General features: G+C 53.4%; 16 protein-coding genes. 13 read left to right on the top strand and 3 right to left on the bottom strand.

The genetic code is table 11. The annotated features are described in order from the left end of the window. Positions 1–105 precede the first annotated feature (105 nt). Positions 106–3,846: a phosphoribosylformylglycinamidine synthase gene (locus K6V98_RS01790; protein WP_222198819.1), complete on the top strand. Its 3,741-nt coding sequence runs from the start codon at positions 106–108 to the stop codon at positions 3,844–3,846. A 186-nt stretch (positions 3,847–4,032) separates the two neighbouring features. Further along, the gene (locus K6V98_RS01785; protein WP_222198818.1) at positions 4,033–4,740 is read left to right on the top strand and encodes a Bax inhibitor-1/YccA family protein; all 708 of its coding nucleotides are present in this window, start codon (positions 4,033–4,035) and stop codon (positions 4,738–4,740) included. A gap of 88 nt (positions 4,741–4,828) precedes the next feature. Here the strand turns inward: K6V98_RS01785 and K6V98_RS01780 are convergent, their stop codons facing one another. Next, a complete protein-coding gene (locus K6V98_RS01780) occupies positions 4,829–5,071 on the bottom strand; it encodes a hypothetical protein (RefSeq protein ID WP_222198817.1) in 243 nt (80 codons plus the stop codon). 374 nt (positions 5,072–5,445) lie between these two features. Here K6V98_RS01780 and K6V98_RS01775 point away from each other — a divergent pair, with 374 nt between their 5' ends. From K6V98_RS01775 to smpB, 6 genes are all read left to right on the top strand, one after another. Then, a complete protein-coding gene (locus K6V98_RS01775) occupies positions 5,446–6,183 on the top strand; it encodes a hypothetical protein (protein ID WP_222198816.1) in 738 nt (245 codons plus the stop codon). Between the two features lie 129 nt (positions 6,184–6,312). Continuing rightward, positions 6,313–7,452, top strand: coding sequence for a tRNA guanosine(34) transglycosylase Tgt (gene tgt / locus K6V98_RS01770; protein WP_222198815.1), 1,140 nt, complete (start codon positions 6,313–6,315; stop codon positions 7,450–7,452). Positions 7,453–7,665: 213 nt separating this feature from the next. Beyond that, complete coding sequence (locus K6V98_RS01765; RefSeq protein ID WP_222198814.1) at positions 7,666–8,454, top strand: LOG family protein; 789 nt, start codon at positions 7,666–7,668, stop codon at positions 8,452–8,454. 492 nt (positions 8,455–8,946) lie between these two features. Beyond that, positions 8,947–11,250 (top strand): ribonuclease R family protein, encoded by a 2,304-nt coding sequence (locus K6V98_RS01760; RefSeq protein ID WP_371734499.1) that lies wholly within the window; start codon positions 8,947–8,949, stop codon positions 11,248–11,250. A 27-nt stretch (positions 11,251–11,277) separates the two neighbouring features. Continuing rightward, entirely contained in the window at positions 11,278–12,126 is an 849-nt protein-coding gene (locus K6V98_RS01755) for a hypothetical protein (protein WP_222198812.1), read from the top strand. Between the two features lies 1 nt (position 12,127). Further along, positions 12,128–12,604: an SsrA-binding protein SmpB gene (smpB, locus tag K6V98_RS01750; protein WP_371734498.1), complete on the top strand. Its 477-nt coding sequence runs from the start codon at positions 12,128–12,130 to the stop codon at positions 12,602–12,604. 32 nt (positions 12,605–12,636) lie between these two features. Here the strand turns inward: smpB and K6V98_RS01745 are convergent, their stop codons facing one another. Beyond that, positions 12,637–13,188, bottom strand: a complete 552-nt coding sequence (locus tag K6V98_RS01745; protein WP_222198810.1) for an acyltransferase family protein — start codon at positions 13,186–13,188, stop codon at positions 12,637–12,639. A 29-nt stretch (positions 13,189–13,217) separates the two neighbouring features. Beyond that, entirely contained in the window at positions 13,218–13,796 is a 579-nt protein-coding gene (locus K6V98_RS01740) for an acyltransferase family protein (RefSeq protein WP_222198809.1), read from the bottom strand. A 121-nt stretch (positions 13,797–13,917) separates the two neighbouring features. Between K6V98_RS01740 and K6V98_RS01735 the strand changes: the two genes are divergently transcribed. The 5 genes from K6V98_RS01735 (at position 13,918) to ftsX (ending at position 20,851) form a co-directional block, all read left to right on the top strand. Beyond that, positions 13,918–14,421, top strand: coding sequence for a flavin reductase family protein (locus K6V98_RS01735; RefSeq protein ID WP_222198807.1), 504 nt, complete (start codon positions 13,918–13,920; stop codon positions 14,419–14,421). A gap of 125 nt (positions 14,422–14,546) precedes the next feature. Beyond that, on the top strand, positions 14,547–14,690 hold the full coding sequence (locus K6V98_RS01730; RefSeq protein WP_222198806.1) for a rubredoxin-like domain-containing protein: 144 nt from the start codon (positions 14,547–14,549) through the stop codon (positions 14,688–14,690). A 202-nt stretch (positions 14,691–14,892) separates the two neighbouring features. Further along, positions 14,893–18,699, top strand: a complete 3,807-nt coding sequence (gene dnaE, locus K6V98_RS01725; RefSeq protein ID WP_222198805.1) for a DNA polymerase III subunit alpha — start codon at positions 14,893–14,895, stop codon at positions 18,697–18,699. Between the two features lie 114 nt (positions 18,700–18,813). Beyond that, positions 18,814–19,944 (top strand): cell division ATP-binding protein FtsE, encoded by a 1,131-nt coding sequence (gene ftsE, locus K6V98_RS01720; protein WP_371734497.1) that lies wholly within the window; start codon positions 18,814–18,816, stop codon positions 19,942–19,944. Further along, entirely contained in the window at positions 19,931–20,851 is a 921-nt protein-coding gene (gene ftsX / locus K6V98_RS01715; RefSeq protein ID WP_222198803.1) for a permease-like cell division protein FtsX, read from the top strand. The genes ftsE and ftsX overlap by 14 nt, the downstream gene beginning before the upstream one ends. The last annotated feature ends 519 nt before the right edge of the window (positions 20,852–21,370 follow it).

Below are 21,370 nucleotides of genomic sequence, written 5' to 3'. Positions count from 1 at the left end.
AGGCGCTTCTTGGTCGCCCATGTCTTCGCCCGGTGTCGTATTATGGACTGCGGTACGCAGGCGAGCGCCGCGCTGTTGCGGATTGCGCAGAAGGGCAGGATGCAGATGGTCTCCCGCATCTACGTAGAGAAAAATCCCGGATTTGACGTGGAGGCGCGCCAGCTCATGGCTGAGCTCCACGATATTTTGGGCATTTCGAGTCTTACACATTTGAGAATAGCCAACCGCTATGACGTGGAGGGGATCGATAAGGCGCTGTTTGATCGCTGTGTGCCCACCGTGCTTTCTGAGCCTCAGGTTGACCGGGCAGCTGCAGAGCTTGATCAAGACGATGCTACTGCCGTCTTTGCGGTTGAATTCTTGCCTGGCCAGTTTGATCAACGGGCAGATTCGGCAAGTGAGTGCATTCAGCTCATCTCCCAAGGTGAGCGCCCAACGGTTCGCTCTGCTAAGGTTTATCTGCTCTTTGGTGAGCTGACCGACGCAGATATTGCATCAATTCAGTCCTATGTGGTTAATCCTGTTGAGGCGCGTGTGGCCTCGCTTGATCTGCCGAGCACGCTTGAGCAAACGCCACCAACTCCCGGGGCAGTTCAGGTGCTTGATGGTTTTCGTGTCCTCGATGAGCAGGGGCTCTGTGAACTATCCCAGGACTTAGGCCTTGCTATGGATGAGGCAGATATTGCCTTTTGCCAGCGTTATTTTGCCGATGAAAATCGCGACCCCACAACCACCGAGATTCGCGTGATTGATACCTACTGGTCTGATCACTGCCGCCATACTACCTTTGGCACCGAGCTCACTGATCTTGAGATCGACGACGAGCTCGTACAAGCAGCTTTTGACCGGTATCTTAAGATTCGCTCTGAGCTTGGCCGTGAAGATCGTCCGGTTTGCCTGATGGATATGGGAACCATTGGAGCAAAGCATGCAAAGGCTGCCGGTCTCTTAGATGATTTGGATGAGTCAGAAGAAATTAACGCCTGCACGGTGCGGTGCACGGTAGATGTTGATGGCAAAGACGAAGACTGGCTGTTCCTCTTTAAGAATGAGACGCATAACCACCCCACCGAGATTGAGCCCTTTGGTGGGGCAGCGACCTGCATTGGTGGTGCTATTCGTGACCCGCTCTCGGGCAGAAGCTATGTCTACCAGGCTATGCGCGTAACCGGGGCAGCAGACCCGCGTACCCCGGTTTCAGAGACGCTCCCCGGCAAGCTTCCGCAGCGAAAGATTGTGACCACGGCAGCCGCTGGTTATTCAAGCTATGGCAACCAGATTGGCTTGGCAACCGGCCAGGTGAGTGAGATCTACCACCCCGGGTATGTGGCAAAGCGTATGGAGGTTGGTGCCGTGGTAGGTGCGGCTCCTGCAAGCCATGTGCGCCGCGAGCGCCCAGAGCCCGGCGATAAGGTTATTTTGCTGGGCGGCCGTACGGGTCGTGATGGCATTGGAGGAGCTACTGGGTCTTCTAAGACGCAAAACAAAGATTCAGTTACCACTTCTGGTGCCGAGGTACAAAAGGGCAACGCGCCAATTGAGCGCAAGCTCCAGCGACTGTTCCGCAGAGGGGATGCGTGCCGTCTTATCAAGCGCTGCAATGACTTTGGTGCTGGTGGTGTTTCGGTCGCTGTCGGCGAGCTTGCAGATGGTTTGTATATCGACCTTGACCAGGTAACGAAGAAATACGATGGTCTGGATGGCACCGAGCTTGCAATTTCTGAAAGCCAGGAGCGCATGGCGGTGGCAGTTGCCGAGGATGATGTCGATGCCTTTATGGCGCTTGCTGCTGAGGAAAACCTTGAAGCAACGGTCATTGCGGAGGTCACGCACGAGGCTCGCGTGCGCATGGCTTGGGATGGCGACGTGATTGTCGATCTCTCCCGCGATTTCCTCTCAAGCAATGGTGCGCCGAAGCGCCAGGCTGTGCGCGTTCGCGATGCTCGAGCGGCCAAGTTGCCCGAGGTTCCTGGAGCCTCAGCTTCCAGCTGGACTGAGGCATTCTATGAGCTCGTGAGCGATATCAATGTCGCTTCGAATAAGGGACTCGCTGAGCGTTTTGATTCCACGATTGGCGCAGCTACCGTGCTCATGCCCTTTGGCGGAGCGCGTCAGCTTACACCTGCGCAGGCTATGGTTGCAAGCTTCCCGGTTACAGGGGAGACTTCAACGGTTTCTGGTATGGCATGGGGCTTTAATCCGTATCTGTCCGAACAAGATCAGTTCAGTGGAGCGTACTTGGCGGTAACCGAGAGCTTGTCGCGCCTGGTTGCTAGCGGATTTGACGCACGCCGTGCCCATCTTTCTTTCCAAGAGTATTTTGAGCGCTTGCGCGATGTTCCTGAGCGTTGGGGTAAGCCCGTAGCCTCGGTATTAGGCGCGCTCATGGCCCAAGTTGACCTTGGGGTGGCAGCCATTGGCGGCAAGGATTCGATGAGCGGTAGCTTTGAGGATCTGGACGTACCGCCCACCTTAATTTCGTTTGCCGTAGCAACGGGACAGGCAGAAACGATCGTGTCTCCGGAGTTTAAGGCTGCGGGTCATCGAGTGGTTTTGATCTCTCCTGAACTACAAGAGCATACGATGATTCCGGTTCCAGAAAGCCAGCTTGCCGTCTTTTCTGGTGTACATGCACTCATTGCAAGCGGTAATGTTTGCGCTGTGTCAACACCGGGTTATGGCGGCGTGGCAGAGAGCCTCTTTAAGATGTGCGTGGGCAATCAGCTGGGTCTTAGCCTGAACGCTAGTGATGGCTTGTTTGAGCATGCGTATGGCAGCTTTGTTGTTGAGCTTACAGATGATGCTGAGATTCCTGCAATGCTTGGCGCTCGCGTGGTTGAGCTTGGTCATACCTCCGAGGCGTATACGTTAAAGCTTGCAGATGAGAGCCTTTCTTTGGCCAAACTGCAAGATGTGTGGGAGTCGGGCATGGAAGGGGTCTTCCCATACCGCACTCCTGAGCCGGAGCAGATCGAAGCCGTTGAGGCAATCTCTTACCGCAGGGCAGAAACAGGGCGCATCTTGGCTGTGAGCTCGGAGCACTTTGCACGCCCACGTGTGATCATTCCGGTTTTCCCGGGCACGAACTGTGAATACGATACCGCTCGTGCCTTTGAGCGGGCAGGTGCACATGCCAAGACCTTTGTAGTGGGCAATCTCTCGCCAGAGGCTGTGGCAGAAAGCACACGCGAGCTTGCGCGTTTGATTCGTGAGAGCCAGATTGTCATGTTGCCCGGAGGCTTTTCTGGAGGAGACGAGCCAGATGGTTCGGCCAAGTTTATTACAGCGTTTTTCCGCGCGCCTGAGGTAACCGAGGCGGTGCGTGACCTTTTGCAGGCACGTGATGGTTTGATGCTTGGAATTTGCAACGGTTTTCAGGCCTTAGTGAAGCTTGGCTTGGTGCCTTTCGGAGACATCGTTGATGCGGTCCCTGGCGCTCCAACGCTTACCTTTAATACGATTGGCCGCCACCAAAGCGGCATCGTACATACGCGTGTCGCGAGTGATCTTTCGCCTTGGCTTGCTCACTCGCAAGTGGGAGATATTCACACGGTTGCTATCTCTCACGGTGAGGGACGGTTTGTGTGTGAGGAAAGCTTCTTGTCTGAGATGCTGGCAGGAGGCCAGGTGGCTACTCAGTATGTCGATGCCCATGGTGTGCCCTCAATGGATCTTTCGGTCAATCCGAACGGTTCGCTGATGGCAATTGAGGGCATTACGAGCCCCGATGGCCGGGTCTTTGGCAAGATGGGCCACGTTGAGCGTGCCGGTGCGCACCTGTATAAGAATGTTCCGGGCATTGCTGATATGCCGCTTTTTGAAAGCGGAGTTGAGTACTTCGCATAGGGCCTTTGATCTGATCGAGGTTCGTAGCTGCCATGTGGCGTAATTCTTTTGAACGTGGCGTTATGCGTGAGCGTAGCGCCACGTTCGCTGCGTTAGAGTTGCGTAAAGCTTGGTTCTTATAAACGCAAGGGTGTGCCTGTGTGGGTATACTACAAACACCTTATTGCTTGGCATTTGGAGGATCTTATGAGTAACGAATCGCTAAACATACGTGATGAGCGGACGATTTCCCCGTTTGATCCCACGCTCGATCACTCTACACGGATTTCTCGTCGCCAGTACAACCTCATCATGGGTGGCCTGGTTACCTTGGGCTTTGCTGTTATTGCAGCAGCTGCGTTTTTGGTTATGACGCCTGCGTTTTTCTTTATGGTGTATGAAAACTACGGCCTGGTACTGCTTGCCTCGGTAGTGGTGAGTATCGGTGGCGTTTTTGTCCTCGCACGTGGTATGAGGCGCGAGGGCTTTGGTCAAGCACTCGTGGGTTACGGCATGATTGTAGGATCAATCGGGTTTACAACAGGCATGATCTTGCCTTTGTACGATCTTCCAAGCATTGCAAATGCCTTTGTGGGAACAGCGATTATTGCCACCCTCTTCACCCTGCTTGGGTCTGTGTATCCGCAGGTCTTTGCCAAGATTCGCGGTGTGCTCTCAGTGGCTTTGCTCGGTGCAATTGTGGTCGGTCTCGTGGGTTCATTCATGAATGTATCAATGGCCTGGCTGGACTATGTCGTTATTGCCGTCTTTTGTGGCTTGATTGGATACGACACCTATCGTGCTCAGCAGTGCGAGTCTACCGTGAAGATGGCCATCTTCAATGCAGCACAGATTTGGCTCGATTTGGTGAATATCTTCATTCGCCTCTTAGCGATTGTTGGGCGTCGTCGCTAAGTTTTGCACTTCGAGTTTTGAGTTTTCGCGCGCGGCTGTTAGCGCTTTATTTTATGGACGAGTATGCAGATGTCTTTGAGGAGCTTGCCTAGAAGCCACCAAAATCGTACGGGTTAACACCGGCGTCCTCAAGGGCATCCCAACGCTCCTGGTCGTCCATATTGTCGAGGTTGACCGCATCAACTCCTGCCCTATCGAGCCGCTCTTCGAGCGAGAGATCGTCGTCTCCAGTTGACGTCTTAGGAAACCGCACGAAGTCCATCAGATCTTTGGAAGTGCTCGATCTATCGCTATTCCCAAAGTCAAAAAAGCTACCGAATAGTCCCTTCAAGGCGACCTCTTTCTCGCGCGGTAAGCTGCATCTCAATTGTAGGTCTGCACGACAGCTCGTGTCTATGATGAGGTAGGCGGCGTAGCATGCGAATCGATGCACACGCATGGCTCCGATGCCCGGTTATATCTGCCTGAAGCGGTACGTGTGTCGCAGACGATCGAAATATACCGTGCTTTTTCTAGTTCACAAGTGGGCGGCGTATCTACACTTCTGTCTTTGCTGCGCTGGAATTTGTAAGATTCGCGGTGCACCGTTGTGAGCCCTGTGAGACATCGGTAAGACACGCTGGCAGACCACCTTTTTTTGCAGAAAAGCAGCCATATTCCCCTCTAGGCTTGAGCTAATACAAGCTGCATGATCGGAGGTAGGAAATGGCAGAAGTGGCGAGCGTAGCTATGATTGCTCCTCAGTCTGTTGAGCGGGTGGTCTCATCTCAAGAGGCTGAGCGCATCGGAGAGCTGGTGTGGGATGACATTGAGTGTGCTGCCGAGTGGTGGGAGCGCGAGAAGCACCGGTTTCTCCCAGAGGTCGGGAGAGAGTTTGTGCGGATCGTCCGCCCGTCAGCAGCGGTTGAGGCACACCCTTCTGATAGAGATATGATGCTGGCAAATATGGCCATGACTGAATGGTTCATGTTCGAGCGATCGTTTGGCGCTGAGGGAACTCCGCTGGAAATGTATCGAGATCACTGCCAGGATCCCGATTGCGCCGCACGGCTTGCCCAGGTGATAGATACTCAGTTCTTCTCACGCTTTTCTATTCTTGATAAGGACTTGGAATCAGGCATGGCGGTACTCCAGAGTCTTGCCAATGGGAGGCGCTACGATGTTTATGATCCACATGTCTGCGAGGTTCCGCATTGGAAAGATGGGGTCATTGCAGAGCGTATTGCGAAGGTAGATGGACTGTGGCTCATTGTTGGCCAGATGCATCTGTATGACCATGCTCCAGCAGATGAAACAGGGGCAGATGCACCAGGATCAGTCCATCCTGAAGATAGGGATCAGGCTGAGACGTTGGAGTCAGCCGGTTCTTTCTTGCGGCTGCTCCGCGATTGTATTGGGCATAACGGCAGGTATCGCTCAACACTGAAGGTGTTCTCTGCATAACCATGTTCGTACGAGCTTGCTGACTTTTGCACGAAGTGGCTCCTGCCGCGTAAGCGTGCGTCTATGGTTCGTCTATGCAGCCCGGCGAGTTGTGGGAAGATGGCTTGTGTTATGCCTGAAGGGAGCCGAATGGATCAGAGCCTATTTACCTACGATATTGTTGCAGAAGACCCCAAGACACACGCACGCGCTGGCGTTTTGCATACGCCACATGGAGATATCCCAACTCCGATTTTTATGCCAGTTGGCACGAAGGCGACCGTTAAGGGTTTGCCCACCGAGACGGTGCGCGAGCTTGGTGCAAAGATTGTTCTTGCAAATACGTACCACCTTGCCATGCGACCCGGAGCAGACCTCATCGAAGAGATGGGTGGCTTGCATACGTTTATGAATTGGCATGGTCCGATTTTGACGGACTCTGGTGGATTTCAGGTCTTTTCACATGGAGATGCGGTCAAGCTCTCCGATGAAGGCGTGCGCTTTATTGCTACCGATTACGACGGGAGTCATATTTTCTGGTCTCCTGAGGACAATATGGCAATCGCTCAAAAGCTCGGAAGCGACATCTGTATGCAGCTCGATCAGTGCCCGGGCTACCCTGCTGAGCGATCCTATGTGGAGCGTGCTGTTGAGTTATCAAGCATGTGGGCTGAGCGTTGCTATCGCGCGCATACCCGGCCTGATCAAGCGCTGTTTGGCATTGTGCAAGGAGGCATGCATCTCGATTTGCGGCTTCGGAGCCTCGCTCACCTTGAGTCGGTGGGAGATTTCCCAGGCTATGGGATTGGTGGCTACTCGGTGGGAGAAGACCACGAGACGATGTTTGAAACCTTGGAACCCTTGGTGTCAGAGTATATGCCTCTTACAAAACCGCGCTATCTTATGGGAGTGGGCAACCCCACAACCTTGGTGCGTGCCGTGGCTGCCGGTGTGGATATGTTTGATTGCGTGCTGCCTACGCGAACCGGGCGTATGGGTACCGCCTTTTCGAGTGAAGGTCGGCTCAATCTGCGCAATGCTCGTTTTGCTCGGGATGCAGGGCCGATTGATGCCACCTGTTCGTGCCCGGTTTGTACAGGAGGCTATAGTCGCTCGCTGATCCGTCATTTGGTAACGCAGAAAGAAATGCTTGGCGGCATTTTGCTCTCTCAGCACAATATCCATTTCCTCCTACATCTGATGCAAGAAGCACGTGCTGCCATTATTGAAGGTCGCTACGCAGACTTTGTTTCGTCGTGGATGTCTGGAGAGGGCGCTGCCGATTACTAAGGGTAGCTGTGTGGGGGTATGAGCGGTACGGTACCAAGAGCCAGTTTGTACTCACGAACATCCTCACCGGTAAGGTTTGGGGGTATGAACGGTGCGGTACCAAAAGCCCCGCTCGTCTTGGACGGAGCGGACGAGCGCCCGATTACACGATCAGCCATGAGTTGCTCAAAGGCGAGTGCACGATGGCTGGCAATACGCTGAGGATGGATAGCGATGGATAACAATGATATGCGCGACGAAGAGCTTGAGCGAGCTCAAGATGAGTTTGTAGCCCAGCCTGAGGAGGTGTATCACCGAGGACCGGTGCTCTTTCGCGGGCCGATGATCCCGACGGATAACACCTATGCAAATCTCTTAGCGCCTGAAGGGTCAACCGACTGGCTTCATGCCGATCCTTGGCGTGTCCTGCGCATACAGGCAGAGTTTGTAGATGGCTTTGGTGCCTTAGCTGAGCTCGGCCCTGCCGTTACCATTTTTGGATCAGCTCGTATAGCGCGGCGTGACCCGATGTATCACGCAGCCCGCGAGGCGGGTTATCGTATTGCTGAGCAGGGCGTGGCAGTTATTACGGGTGGCGGGCCAGGCATTATGGAAGCTGCAAATCGCGGCGCTTCTATTGCTGGAGGAAAATCGGTTGGCTTAGGCATTGAGCTTCCTTTTGAGGAGGGGCTCAACCAGTACGTTAACCTTGGGATGACGTTTCGGTATTTCTTCGTCCGCAAAACCATGTTCGTAAAGTACGCGCGCGGAGCCATCATCTTTCCTGGTGGATTTGGCACGATGGATGAGATGTTTGAGCTACTTACCCTTGTGCAAACACACAAGGTTGCAAGCACGCCCGTGGCGCTGGTGGGCTCAGAGTACTGGGGACCGCTCTTTGAGTGGCTGGCAGGCCCGGTGCGCGAATCTGGCATGATTAGCGATTTAGATCCCACCATGGTGACCATCACCGATGATGTAGAAGAGGCAGTAAAAGTTGCCCTTTCAGGAATTCAAGCCTAGCTTGCGGCTCAGGCAAGGTGGGCGCGCAAATTCAGCATCGTTGGATTCGTTGGTGCTAGAAATGCGTATTGAGCTTGCCGGTATAGTACAGGCCGAGGAAGGCGAGCAGAGCTCCCAGCAGAATGATTGAGTTCAGCGCGTAGAGGAAAAGCATCATTTCATCCTCCCATCGAACGGGATTGATCCCTATGTATATCCTACGTCCGCGCATTTAAGAACAAGAAAAGTAATGGTAAGGGTTCTGTGAGCTTTGCTTGTTTGCGCCTCACGGGGAACATGCAGGCCACGCCACGATTGTTCTAGCCCAGATCCTCACGCATAGGGGGATGTACGGTAGAAGCTTGCCAAGAGCGTAATGGGTATAGTCAACCACGAGTGCACGCCTAGGTGTGAATACGAGATCGCTCAGAGCGAGGGAGCGCGTGCAGTATGCTGCAGGGTGTGCGGGCTTGTGTGCGGGCTTTTGTACCACGTACGAGAAAAGGGGGAGTCGTGGGACGAAAATCGGGAGGTCCTGGCGGGCGGCGCGGGCCGGCTCGCGGATCGCGCCGGTTCGGTGTTGAAGGGCTTGTGCGTACGCATAAGGGCGGCGCTGAGGTAGAAACCTCCATGGGGAGCTATCGCATTACCTCACGCGGCCTGAGGGGTGCGATGGACGGCGACCGTGTATCGGTCTCGCTGATACGCGGATCGGGTAGCGGGCGTCGCGCAGTGGTAGATCGTGTAATTGAGCGCGCTCACACGTCGCTGGTGGGGACATATACCACGATGGGACCGCTTGGTGTATTACGTCCCCTTGACGCACGTATCAAGCAAGATTTTTTTATTTTGCCCGGAGATACATCGCCTGCACGTTTAGGAGTTCGTCCCAAAGATATTGTTCAGGGAACGATCGAGATATACCCTTCTTCTGATGAATCAGGGGTCGTCACCTTGACTGAGCGCTTAGGTGATGAGACTGCTCTCGATCTGGGTGTTCGCTCTGTTATGGCGCGCTATGGTCTAGAAGATGGATATGCATCTCAGGCGCTCAGCGCAGCATCAAAGCTAAGTTTAGATCTTGAGGCTGCACTTGCAGATCCGCTGCGGCGCGATATTCGAGACCGCGTGCTTGTGACCATCGATCCTGTTGATGCTCGAGACTTTGATGATGCCATTTCCATCGAAGAGCTGCCTTCTGACAATTGGCGCTTAGGCATTCACATTGCTGACGTTTCTCACTATGTTGCCTGGGGAGACCCGATTGATCTGGAAGCCCGTGCTCGAGGGACTTCTGTGTATCTTGCTGATCGGGTGTTGCCTATGCTGCCTGAGGCGCTCTCGAATGATCTCTGTTCGCTCGTCCCTCATGAGGATCGCTTGGCATGTACGGTAGATATTGAGCTGACGCCTCGTGGCACAATACGTGCGTATGAGTTTTATCCGAGCGTTATTCAAAGCCGTGCTCGCTTAGACTATGAAGCAGTTGATGCCATCTTAAGCGGTAAGGTTGATGTTTCTGAACTCGCACCTGATGCTCAAAGTCGTTCGAGTGAGACGTGCGCCGCATTGCATGAGACCTGCCGCAACACCGACTGCCGCAACACCGACTGCCAACACGCCATCGAGCATGAATCGGCGACTCAGCAGCAGTCGGAGAAGGATGAGCACGGAGAGCGGGAAGACCACGCAAGCGCACAGTCACAGAAGCAACATGATGCGGAGGCTCAAGCTGCTGATCCTGTCGCTCGAGCAAGCGTCGCCATCTGCGAGCTTGCAGAGGCAGGGATCGATCTCGTTGCCCTTCTCACCTCAGCTCATAAAGTGGCACAAGACCGGCTTCGCCTACGCCATCAGCGCGGTGCAATCGATTTTGAAACGACTGAGATTCACGCCATCTTGGATGAGGCTGGCTTGCCCGAAAAGATTGTCGCACGCGAGCGCACAGATGCGACTTCCTTGGTTGAGGAGGCAATGCTTCTTGCGAATGAATGCGTAGCGGAGTACCTCTCCGATAGGGGAATACCTGCAGCCTTTCGTGTGCATGAGGCTCCTGAACCTGAGGACTTGGCTGCTGCAGCTCATCTGCTTCAAGAGATCGGTGCTTTGAGTCCCGAGCTGGCCGCTGCCGTTGAAACGGCAGATTCTTCAGCAATTGAAGCGGCGGTTGAGGCGGTTGCGAATACACCGTTTGAGATGCTTGCAAACAGTCTCTTGCTGCGTGCGATGCGCCGAGCCTTGTATAAGCCAGAAAATACGGGGCACTACGCCCTTGCAGCACCAGCATACTGCCATTTCACCAGCCCAATTCGGCGCTATCCAGATCTGATTGTGCACCGCCAGCTCAAGCACCTCTTGGCTCGTGAGCATCTTGGTCGTGCTGCTGCAGGCGCGAGAAGCCGAGCTCTGGTGGGCAAAGGATCGACCGCCCTTGAGCCAGAACTTGCTCAGATCTGCCAACATGCAAGTGATCGGGAGCGGGTTGCTGAGGCGGCGGCGCATGCTACGCAAAAAATCAAAGTTGCTCAGTACTATCGCCCCCGTATTGGTACGCGCTTAGGTGGAGTTGTGAGCTGGATTGAGAGTTTGGGCGTGTTTGTGCGCCTTGATGATACGGGAGCAGAGGGGCTTATTCGCATGCGTTCGCTTGGCGATGAATGGTGGGATATTGATGCGCTGCGCCTCACTATGACGGGGTCTGAGACTGGACGGCGTATTCGCATTGGATCGCGACTTGAAGTTGAGATCGCAGGCGTTGATGTCCTTCGTGGTCATGTGGATCTCAATCTCGTACGTCTCGTACCTGCGCTACACTGATCCCATCGTATTCGCAAGGAGAGATACATGGATTTGAACATTTCTGCCCGCGATGTTGAGTATGCAGAGAATCTGCTTGCCGCAGGCGATTTGGAAACTGCCAAGACCGTGCTCGAGGAGCTTGTTGGAGTGGTAGAGGAGTGGGCTGCTGCTGAGGTGGCCGACACGTCGACTCGCCAGTGGTTTGCTTTTGATGATGTGTTTGAGCGGCTTGCGTATCGCCGTGTGGAGCAGGATCCTCGCACCTTAGTGCAGGTAGAGGCTCCGCTTGCGCGCATCTATGCCGCCTTGGCCTTCGTGCAAATTCAGCGCGAGGATTTTGGTGCAGCTCGTGAGTCACTTATGCAGGCGGTGCGCTGGAATCCAATGAACTGTACGTACCGGCTTGATTTGGCTGAGATTTTCCGCGCTTTGGGCGATATTCAGCAGTGGGCTGCCATGAGCTACTCCGTTATTGAGCGCGCATCAGACGGAAGGTCAGCCGGGCTCGCCTATGCAAACATCGGTGAGCTGTTTTTGCAAGAAAAAGAGATCGCTGCTGCAGCGGGGGCAGGGCGTTTGGCCTTAGGCCTTGCCCCTACCGAGCCGCGTGTTATGCGGTTACAAAATCGTTTAGCGGCAGAAGACCCTGAACTCGGAAACCTCGAAGACGCTCAGGTGATTGATGCCTTAGCGGCTCAGGGAATTCCAACTGCGCCTTCTGCCGAGATTGCGATTTGCTTGCTCATGTGTGCCACCGATGCTGCTCAGGCAGGGGATAGTGCTGCGGCAACTGAATATACCGTTCGTGCTCATAAGCTGGTAGGTGCCCCGGCAGCAAAGGCGCTTACGGCACTCATTCATGAGACTGATGCCGAGCGTTCGGAAGGTGAGTAGGGTGGCAGGCTCTGCTCGTCGTGAGCGCAAGACCATTTCTAAGAATCGCGTCGCCCACCATGAGTACTTTATTGAGGAGCGCTTTGAGTGTGGGATCGAGTTAGCTGGCTCTGAGGTAAAAAGCCTTCGCGAGCGCCCCGCCCAGATTACCGACACCTTTGCGCTGGTGCGCGATCGTGAGTGCTGGCTTATTGGCATGCATATTCATCCCTATAGCCACGGAGGCGTTTGGAATCGCGACCCAGATCGGCGTCGTCGCTTGCTCTTGCACAAAAAAGAGATTAGCTATCTGGACGGAAAGCTCAAAAGTAAAGGTTATGCCTTAGTGCCCCTGGAGCTTTACTTCAACGCCGATGGTCGCGTGAAGCTCTTGCTTGGGTTAGGCCGAGGTAAAAAGCTCTATGACAAGCGCGAAACTATGGCAAAGCGCGATGTCCAGCGCGAGATTGATCGAGCACTCAAACAACGCAGCCGCTAGCTCAGGGTAGCGCATAAAGTTCGCCTCATGCGCTAAGCTGCCGCCCTATTGTGGCGTGTGGCGAAAAGAGAGTGCGCAAGATCAAACAAGCGCTGAGCTGGATGAACAAGAATTGTGTCGATGATAAGAGCGATGGCTAGGGAAAGGCCAATGGTTGCAAGAGTGAGGCCGAGATGTGCGCCAATTGCAGCGAGACCAGATACGCTTGGGAAAAATCCCTTGAGATAGTCAAGAACGTGTAGATGCACGAGGTAGACGGTGAATGAGTGCCGAGCCACAAAACCGATTACCTGCACGATATATCTTGCGTGTATTCGATCTCCAATTTCAAGGAGACCAAGGTAGATGCCAAGTGCAGCAATTGCATAGAGGGGTGAGTTATCAAAGGCACCTTGTCCGTGACTTGAGTAGCCATGAATGACCAACCAAGTAGTTGCTGCAACGCATAGTGGCGTAAGGATCCATAGAGCGATCCGTGCTCGCTTGTTAGAGAAAAGCTCCTCAACAAAAGGCCCGATGAGGAAAAAGAAGATAAAACCGCCAAACGGGTACGTCCACGAGAAGACGGTACCTCTCGATTGCATGATGAATAGAATCGTAAACCACAGAAGTCCTATGCCGAGATACAACTGCTGTGCGCTTTTTTAAGTGTGGAAAAGGCACGACCTAAGAAGGGTACTACCGCGAGATAGGGAATGAGCCAAAAAAGGAACCAATAGTCGGTTGATCCAAATGGGCCGAGTGAATTTCGAATAAACGTGGACATCAGCGTGCCGAGATCGGGCAGGTTAGGTAAGAGCTGATAGACGGTTCGTAGGAAGAAGAGAATGATGACAGGAATGATGATCCCTCGAGTTTTGCGTACATAATATCCAGTAGGATTCTCGACATTATGTGCTTTGAGATTAAAGCGACCAGAGATCGTAAAGAAAATAGCGTTACAGGTGAAAAACAGCGATTGGCCGGCAATGAGATAGATAGGAGCGACTGTGCCGGAAGGAACGACAATGGTAAGGGAGTGGACAGCAATAACGAAGGTCATGGCTACAACTCGGGCAAAATCGTAGCGCAGGACGCGCCCTTTGCGAGAAGAAGTTTGAGCAGCTGGGACTGTAGAATCTCGATGCATGCGTGTGCTCCAGAAGGTTTGATGATGCGGTGAGTTGACTCCCGTATGATACTTGGTTGGCATACTACTGCAAAAGACCCCTTTCGTGCTTATATGCGTTTGTTCGGGCTGGTACCATAGGTGCAAGGTCGTTATATGCGCATCGCCGGTGCATATAACCCATTCAAGAGCCGAGGGGGCAATCATGGATCTGACCGCGCTTTTCAAGATGAGCTACGGATTGTATGTGGTGAGTGCTGAGGAGGGCGGCGATCGTGCCGCCTGTCTCATCAATACTGCCACGCAGGTAACTGCCGAGCCACCACGCGTGGCCGTTACGGTCAATAAGGACAATTTTACGGCTGAGGTAATTATGCGTGCCTCTGCGTTTGCGCTCACGGCCGTTGATATGACAGCCGATATGCCGTATCTGGGCAATTTTGGTTTCAGATCTTCAGAGACGTATAACAAGTTTGAAAAGTACCAGGTTGCCGAGATCGAGGGCATTCCATATGTGTCTGAGCACGCATGTGCGGTCTTTGCGTGCAAGGTAGTTGAGACGGTGGATGTGGGAACTCATCTCATGTTTATTGGTGAGCTCAAGGCAGCTGAGATTTTGAATGCAGAAGAGCCACTCACCTATGCCTACTATCACAGTACGCTCAAAGGCAAAACACCTAAGAATGCAAGCTCATATCAGGGTGAGTGAGCAGCGAGGCGCGCAAGGCGTGAACTAACATGAGGAGTCAGAGTTTCTGAGCGCAGAGCTACGCGGTGATCTGTGGTTCACGTATACTTAAGGCGCACCGTTAGCTCACAATAGAGGAGGGCTTTATGAGCGACGAGAAGAAGACCTATAAGTTTGTTTGTTTGGTTTGCGGCTTTGAGGTTGAGGTTGATACGCCTGAGCTGCCCGAGGACTATGAGTGCCCAGTTTGTGGCGTAGGCCCAGATCAGTTTGAGGCTGTTGAGGACTAAGCTCGATCCAGATACCTGTGGGTCAGCGGCCGCCTTCGGGCGGCCGTTTTTTGCCCGTGGCTATCGCGTCATCGTGGAGGACCTGGGGGCAATTGGAGGGGAATGCGTCCTGTCTGGTTCGTGCGTTAGAATCGATAGGGCGACGGTAATCGAGCCGCTGATAGTGTTCCTGCGGCATCTGCATAAGGGAGCTTGCGCGTTTATGGCCTTTGTCCATCTGCACAATCACACTGAGTATTCCATGCTTGACGGGGCAACCCGTGTATCAGATATGGTGAAACGTGCGGTCGATTTAGGCATGCCGGCGGTAGCCATTACCGATCATGGCTATCTCTATGGTGTGCCTGAGCTTGATCTGGCTTGCAAGGCTGCACGAAAGGCATCTCCGGAGTATCGCCAGTGGGCACACGATAAGTCTCTGCTGCAAGCAGGGCGCGAAAGCGAGCTCACCGAGCCTGATCGCGAGCAAGATCCGCGCGCGTGGGCTCAGTACCAGTTGGATCTTGAGCGCTTCAAAGCGACGGGTTCGGTGGATGCTCTCACGCCGCCTGAGGTTATCAAGCCCATTTTTGGCTGTGAGATCTATTTCACTCCAGACGATACCTTGGCAAGAGATCGAAAGCCCGAGCTCTATCACATGATCTTGCTTGCTAAGAACAACAAAGGCTATATCAACCTCATGCAGCTGGTGTCTGAGGCGGCGGTTGAGGGCTTTTATTACAAGCCCCGTACAACCCTTGATAACCTCCGGCGTCACGCAGAGGGTCTCATTGGCACCTCAGCTTGTTTGGCAGGTATCATCCCGCGCCATATTGATCGGGGAGATACCGAGGGTGCACTGCGCTGGGCAAAGACCCTACGTGATGTGTTTGCGCCGGGGGACTTCTATATTGAGATCCAGGATCACGGGATTACTACCAACGGCGGCATGACCGATGAGGAGCTTGCTCATCGCTTGATCGAAATTGCCAAGGCGGCAGAGGTGAAAGTCATTGCGACGAATGACTTTCATTACCTCACCCGCTCAGACGCGCCCGTGCAAGACATCATGATGTGCATTGGCATGAACTCCAAGGTAGACGATGCCAACCGCATGCGCATGCAGGGCAGCGAGTTTTATATGAAGTCAGAAGAGGAGATGCGCGAGCTCTTCTCGTATGCTCCTGAGGCCTGCGATAACACGGTTGAGATTGCCGAGAAGTGCTCGGTTGATCTTGATTGGGATAGCATCATCTTGCCGCGCTACCCACTGCTCGATCCTGGCGAGTCTCATGAGACACAGTTTCGCCGTGAGTGCGAACGCGGTCTTGCCCGCTTTTATGGGGATGACTGGGAGCATGCCGTTATTAACGGCGTGAGTGTCAAAGAACGCTTTGAGTACGAGTACAAAATCATTTGCGATAAGGGTTTTGCTGCCTATTTCTTAATTGTTGCTGAGTATGTGCGCTGGGCAAAGGAACAAGGCATTGGTGTGGGGCCGGGACGCGGTTCGGCGGCAGGTGCCATCGTGGCCTATGCGATGAATATCACCACCTTTGATCCTTTGGAAAATGGTCTCATGTTCGAGCGCTTTTTGTCCCCGCAGCGCTCTGAGATGCCCGATATTGATATGGACTTCGACGATGAGCGTCGTCTGGAGGTCATCGAGCATGTTCGCCAGCTCTATGGACCTGAGAAGGTCACGCACGTCATTACGTATTCAACCATTAAGGCAAAACAGGCCATTAACGATGCTGCCCGCGTGTTGGACTATCCGGTCTATGTAGCTCAGCGCCTCTCGAAGATGATCTCTTCAGACCCTTCGGTAAAGCTCAATCAGGTGCTTGAGCGCACGCCTGGCAAAGAGGATCTGTTTAACCCCGATTTTGCAGAGGCGTACCAGCGCGATGAGGATGCTCGCCGCATTATTGATGCAGCGCTTGCAATTGAGGGTTTGATTCGCGGAGAGGGTGTGCATGCTTGTGCAGTTCTCATTTGCCGCGATCCGGTAAACGAGCATGTTCCTACGAAGCTGGATACCAAGGGCGGCGTTGAGATTACCCAGTACGAAGGTCATACCGTGGCAGACATGGGTCTGCTGAAGATGGACTTTTTGGGGCTTCGTACCTTGACGGTTATCTCAAAGGCCAAGGCAAATATCTTGGCAAACCACGGGATTGATATCGATGTTGATAATATCCCCTTCGATGACCAGGCCATCTTTAAGCTCATGGGATCTGGCCATACGGCCGGAGTCTTTCAGGTTGAGTCTGCTGGCATGACCGCAACGATCAAAAATATGAAGCCCACTGAGTACAAGCACGTCGTGGCTCTCATTGCTCTGTATCGTCCCGGTCCTTTGGGTGCTGGCATGGTGTCTGACTATATCGACCGCATGAATGGCAAAAAAGAGGTCGCCTTCTATGATGATCGCCTCTCTGAGATTTTGGGCGAGACCTACGGCACCATTGTGTACCAAGAGCAGGTCATGCAGATCTCAGTAAAGATGAGTGGTTTTTCGGCGGGAGAATCAGACTCGCGCATCAGAAAGCCCGTGGCAAAAAAGAAGATCAAGCTCCTTACGAGCACCGTCTTTACTTGGGACGATGGTGCAGAAGAAACAACGTATGATCACTGGATGAACGGTGCGGTACGCAACGGCTATAAGCGCGATATTGCTCAAAAGATTTGGGACGACGTCTTAGAGTTTGCTTCCTACGCATTTAATAAGAGCCACTCGGCAGGCTATGCCATCTTGGTTATGCAAACTGCTTGGCTCAAGGCTCATTATCCCAATGAGTATATGGCAGCTGTTCTTACCTCCTATACCGGTAAGACCGATAAGATCGTGCACTATGTCTCTGCGTGTCGCCACGATGGCATCTCGGTTTTGCCGCCCGATGTGAATGAGTCTGGTCGCGAGTTTACGGCTACCTCTGAGGGTATTCGTTTTGGACTTGCGGGTATTCGTGGCGTGGGAGAAGGCGTGGCAGATGCCATTATTGCTGAGCGTTCCCGGGGTGGTATCTTCCGTGATCTGCATGACTTTGTTGAGCGGGTCGATGCCTCTCAGGCAAACCGCCGGGTTATTGAGGCGCTCATTAAGGCCGGAGCCTTTGATTTTTCTGGCTATCCCCGCCGCCAGCTCATGGGTTTTGTAGATAAGAACAATCCAGAAAACATTATCGATGCTGCTATTAAGCGCCAAAAAGATCGAGCATCCGGTCAGACCTCGCTCTTTGATGTCTTTGGCGATGTGGAAGGATCCGGTTTTGAACTGGTGGTTCCCGAGCCTGAAGAGGCCGAGTGGGACCGCCATCTCCTGCTTGCCTTCGAACGCGAGGTCTTGGGCATCTATGTTTCCGACCATCCATTGCGGCCGTTTGAGGTGGCGCTTGCGAAGGCGCGTGAGTACTCACTTTCCCAGATTGATACTGGTTATGAGGTTGTTGATCCGGTGAGTGGCACCACGGTGAACCGTGAGATTCCTGAGGGCAAGCCATTTTGGTTCGCGGGCATGGTTGCTGAGGTGTCCAAGCGCGTAACCAAAAACGGTGATCCCATGGCCATTGTGCGCTTGGAAGACATGGAGGGTGAGGCCACCGTGGTGGTCTTTCCCAAGACATATAAAAAGTGTGAGAGCTGTTTGTACGGTGAGGCAGATCCTGAGACGGGAGCCCAGCTTTCAGACGCCTTTATTCGGGTGCAAGGCAAGCTTGAGCGAAGCGATCGAGGAGACCAGATTATCGCCCAAGAAATTGTTGCCTTAGAGCTGAATGAGGGGACCAATCGCCCTCGTGTCTTTGAAATTATGGTGCCGAGCAACCGCTTCTCCCAAGGTAATATGACTCGTTTAGCAGCGATTCTTGCCACCAATCCCGGGGGAGACCGGGTTGAGCTTTTTATTGAGCAAGGCGATGGCAGAACGATGCGAGCAGAGATTCCCACGCGGGTCGATGCTCGCAGCATTCCCTTGCTTGCAGAGGTGCGTGGCATCGTTGGTAATAAGGGCAGGGTCACCATTATTTAGCTTGTGAGGTGTTTGCGCGGTCTGCGGCGATTCTGTGCAGGCTGTGCAGCAAGATTCAACCTGCTAAAATAGGTGCGCTCATGTACTTTAAACGCACGACATGAAGGAGCATCAGTGGGTAACCACTTCCGCACGTCCGGGGATGAGCAGCCGGTTCCCGCAGAACCCGCCATGGGGGAGTCTCCCCTTCATCCAGAAACGGATCACACAACATCTTCCACACCACCTGAGGCAGCGCATGAATTTACCAGTGCGCATGCAGCGGCCATTCCCGACCCGGCTTTGCCGCCACAGGTTCCCGATCCACTTGAGGCAAGCTTGTCCACGGATCCCGCTCTCGCCGAGCGCGGCCCTCTGACGGCGGCAAACTTCCGCACGAGTGAAGGGCCAGCTGTTGTTGGCACAGACGTTGAGGGTATGCGCCAGATGGCAGACGTAAATGCTGCCATTGCAAGCCCAGACTTCACGACGGTTTTCTCGCCGCTTGATAGTGCAGATGCTGAGCTTTCCGATCGCGTGGCTCCGCGCGACCCGGGGGTGGAGCCCGTCATTTTGATGGAGCACCTCACCAAGGTCTATGCTGCTCAGCCCAATAAGCCCGCTTTGGATGACATTAACTTAGCCATTTATCCGGGGGAGTTTGTCTTCTTGGTTGGGCATTCTGGCTCAGGTAAGACCACGCTGTTAAACACCATTCTTCGAAACGTTAAGCCAAGCTCTGGCAAGGTGTTAGTTGCCGGCCAAGACCTGATGCGGATTAAGAATCGCCGCATTCCATTCTTGCGCCGCCAGATTGGTGCTGTTTTTCAGGACTATAAGCTGCTGCCAAACAAGACTGCCTACGAAAATGTTGCCTTTGCTCTGCAGTGCATTGGTAAGCCACGCGGCGTGATTCGTGCTCAGGTTCCTGAGGTATTGCGCCTGGTGGGCTTAGGCGAGCAGATGGATTCTTTGCCCGATCAGCTCTCCGGCGGTGAGCAACAGCGTGTGTCGGTTGCTCGCGCCATGGTAAATCGCCCGCCACTTTTGATTTGCGACGAGCCAACGGGCAATCTCGACCCAGCAATTTCTTTGGGCATTATGAAGCTACTCGAGCGGATTAATCGCACGGGAACGACCGTTATCGTGGCCACGCATGATCGCGAGATGGTTGACTCCATGCACCGGCGCGTGATCGCTCTTGAGGGTGGTCGCGTCATCCGCGATCAGGAGAGGGGAGGCTACGGTAACTATGGCACCCTCTAATCTCGGGTATTCCATTCGCGAGGCCGGAAGCCATTTCGGTCGCAATCTTACGACCTCAATTGGTGCGGTTATTACCATCTTTCTTTCGCTTTTTATTATCGGTCTGTTTGTTGTGGCATCGAGCATGGTCAATTCCATCATTGGTGGTGTTGAGCAGCAAGTAACCATCAGCGCATACATTGATGATGGAGCCTCAGATGCAGATGTTGCTGCATTTAAAAAAGAGATCGAGAGCTGGCCGAATGTAAAAGAGGTTAAGTTCTTAAGCAAAGACGATGCGCTTGAGAAGTATAAGAAGACTTCTGCAAGCAAGGCCGATGCAACAATTAGTGCGCTGGACGGAGAAAACCCGCTTCCTCGCTCCTACACCATTGAGATGGAAGATGCATCTCAGGTTGAAGGCACGGCAAAAAAGCTCCGCGATAATGCCACCTTCCAAAAGATTGTCGATGGTGGCTCGGTGAATGAGTCGGTCTCGTATGGTCGTGAGGAAGTCGCTCGTCTCTTCCAGGTAACGAGCTATATTCGCATTGCTGCTGTTGTGCTTGTAGCGCTTCTGACCTTTGTTGCCTTCATTTTCATGAACAACACCATTCGCCTTTCTATTACTGCCCGCCGCCGCGAGATTGCAATCATGCGCCTAGTTGGAGCTTCAAACGGCTTTATTCGCGGGCCTTTTATTATGGAAGGCATCTTGCAGGCAATTATGGGCTCAACTCTGGCCATTATCTCGCTTGAGCTGGTGCGTAATTTACTCATGCCAAAGATCCAAGCCGGTATGCCCTTCTTTGAGATGGACGTTGCCCTGATCATTTACTTGGCTACCTATGGTTCACTGGTGCTGCTTGGTGTGGTCATTGGTTTGTTTGGCTCAGCAATTGCTATGAGCCGCTACCTCAAGGTGTAGTGCCTGCGCGCGGGTTTTGGAGTGAGTGTTGAGCAATAACTCCGAGCTTGCTAGCGGTTTGCTACAGATTGCGCGCGGGTTTTGGAGTGAGTGCCCAGCAAGGGCAATAACTCCGAGCTTGCTAGCGGTTTACTACAGATTGAGTGCGCGGAGCCTGAGAGTGAGTGTCGAGCAAGAATTCTGAGTGCGCAAGTCGTGTTACATATGCGTGTTTGAACGCCGCTCTGTATATGCAGGGCGGCGTTTTGCTGTACGGGGCGGCGTTTTGCTATGGCTTTTGGTTTGAGTTTGCATGACTGAATTATCTATAGGGGGTTACTATTAGTGCATTTATTGCCCATGAGGCACAGATTTGACGCCAAGTGCGGGCAAAAATGCTCCTCACGACACCAAAATGCACGCACCTGAGGACGGCATGCCTTGAGTCTCGGGACAAGAGGGTTTTGATACCAGATCTTTCAGCGACACGTACAGAGATTCAGCCCGTGTGACAAATGGCGACAAGTCGTCAAAGTCGTT

The sequence above is a fragment of the Collinsella ureilytica genome (assembly GCF_019795105.1).
Classification (GTDB): Bacteria; Actinomycetota; Coriobacteriia; order Coriobacteriales; family Coriobacteriaceae; genus Collinsella; species Collinsella ureilytica.
This window is presented reverse-complemented; position numbering and strand designations above follow the sequence as displayed.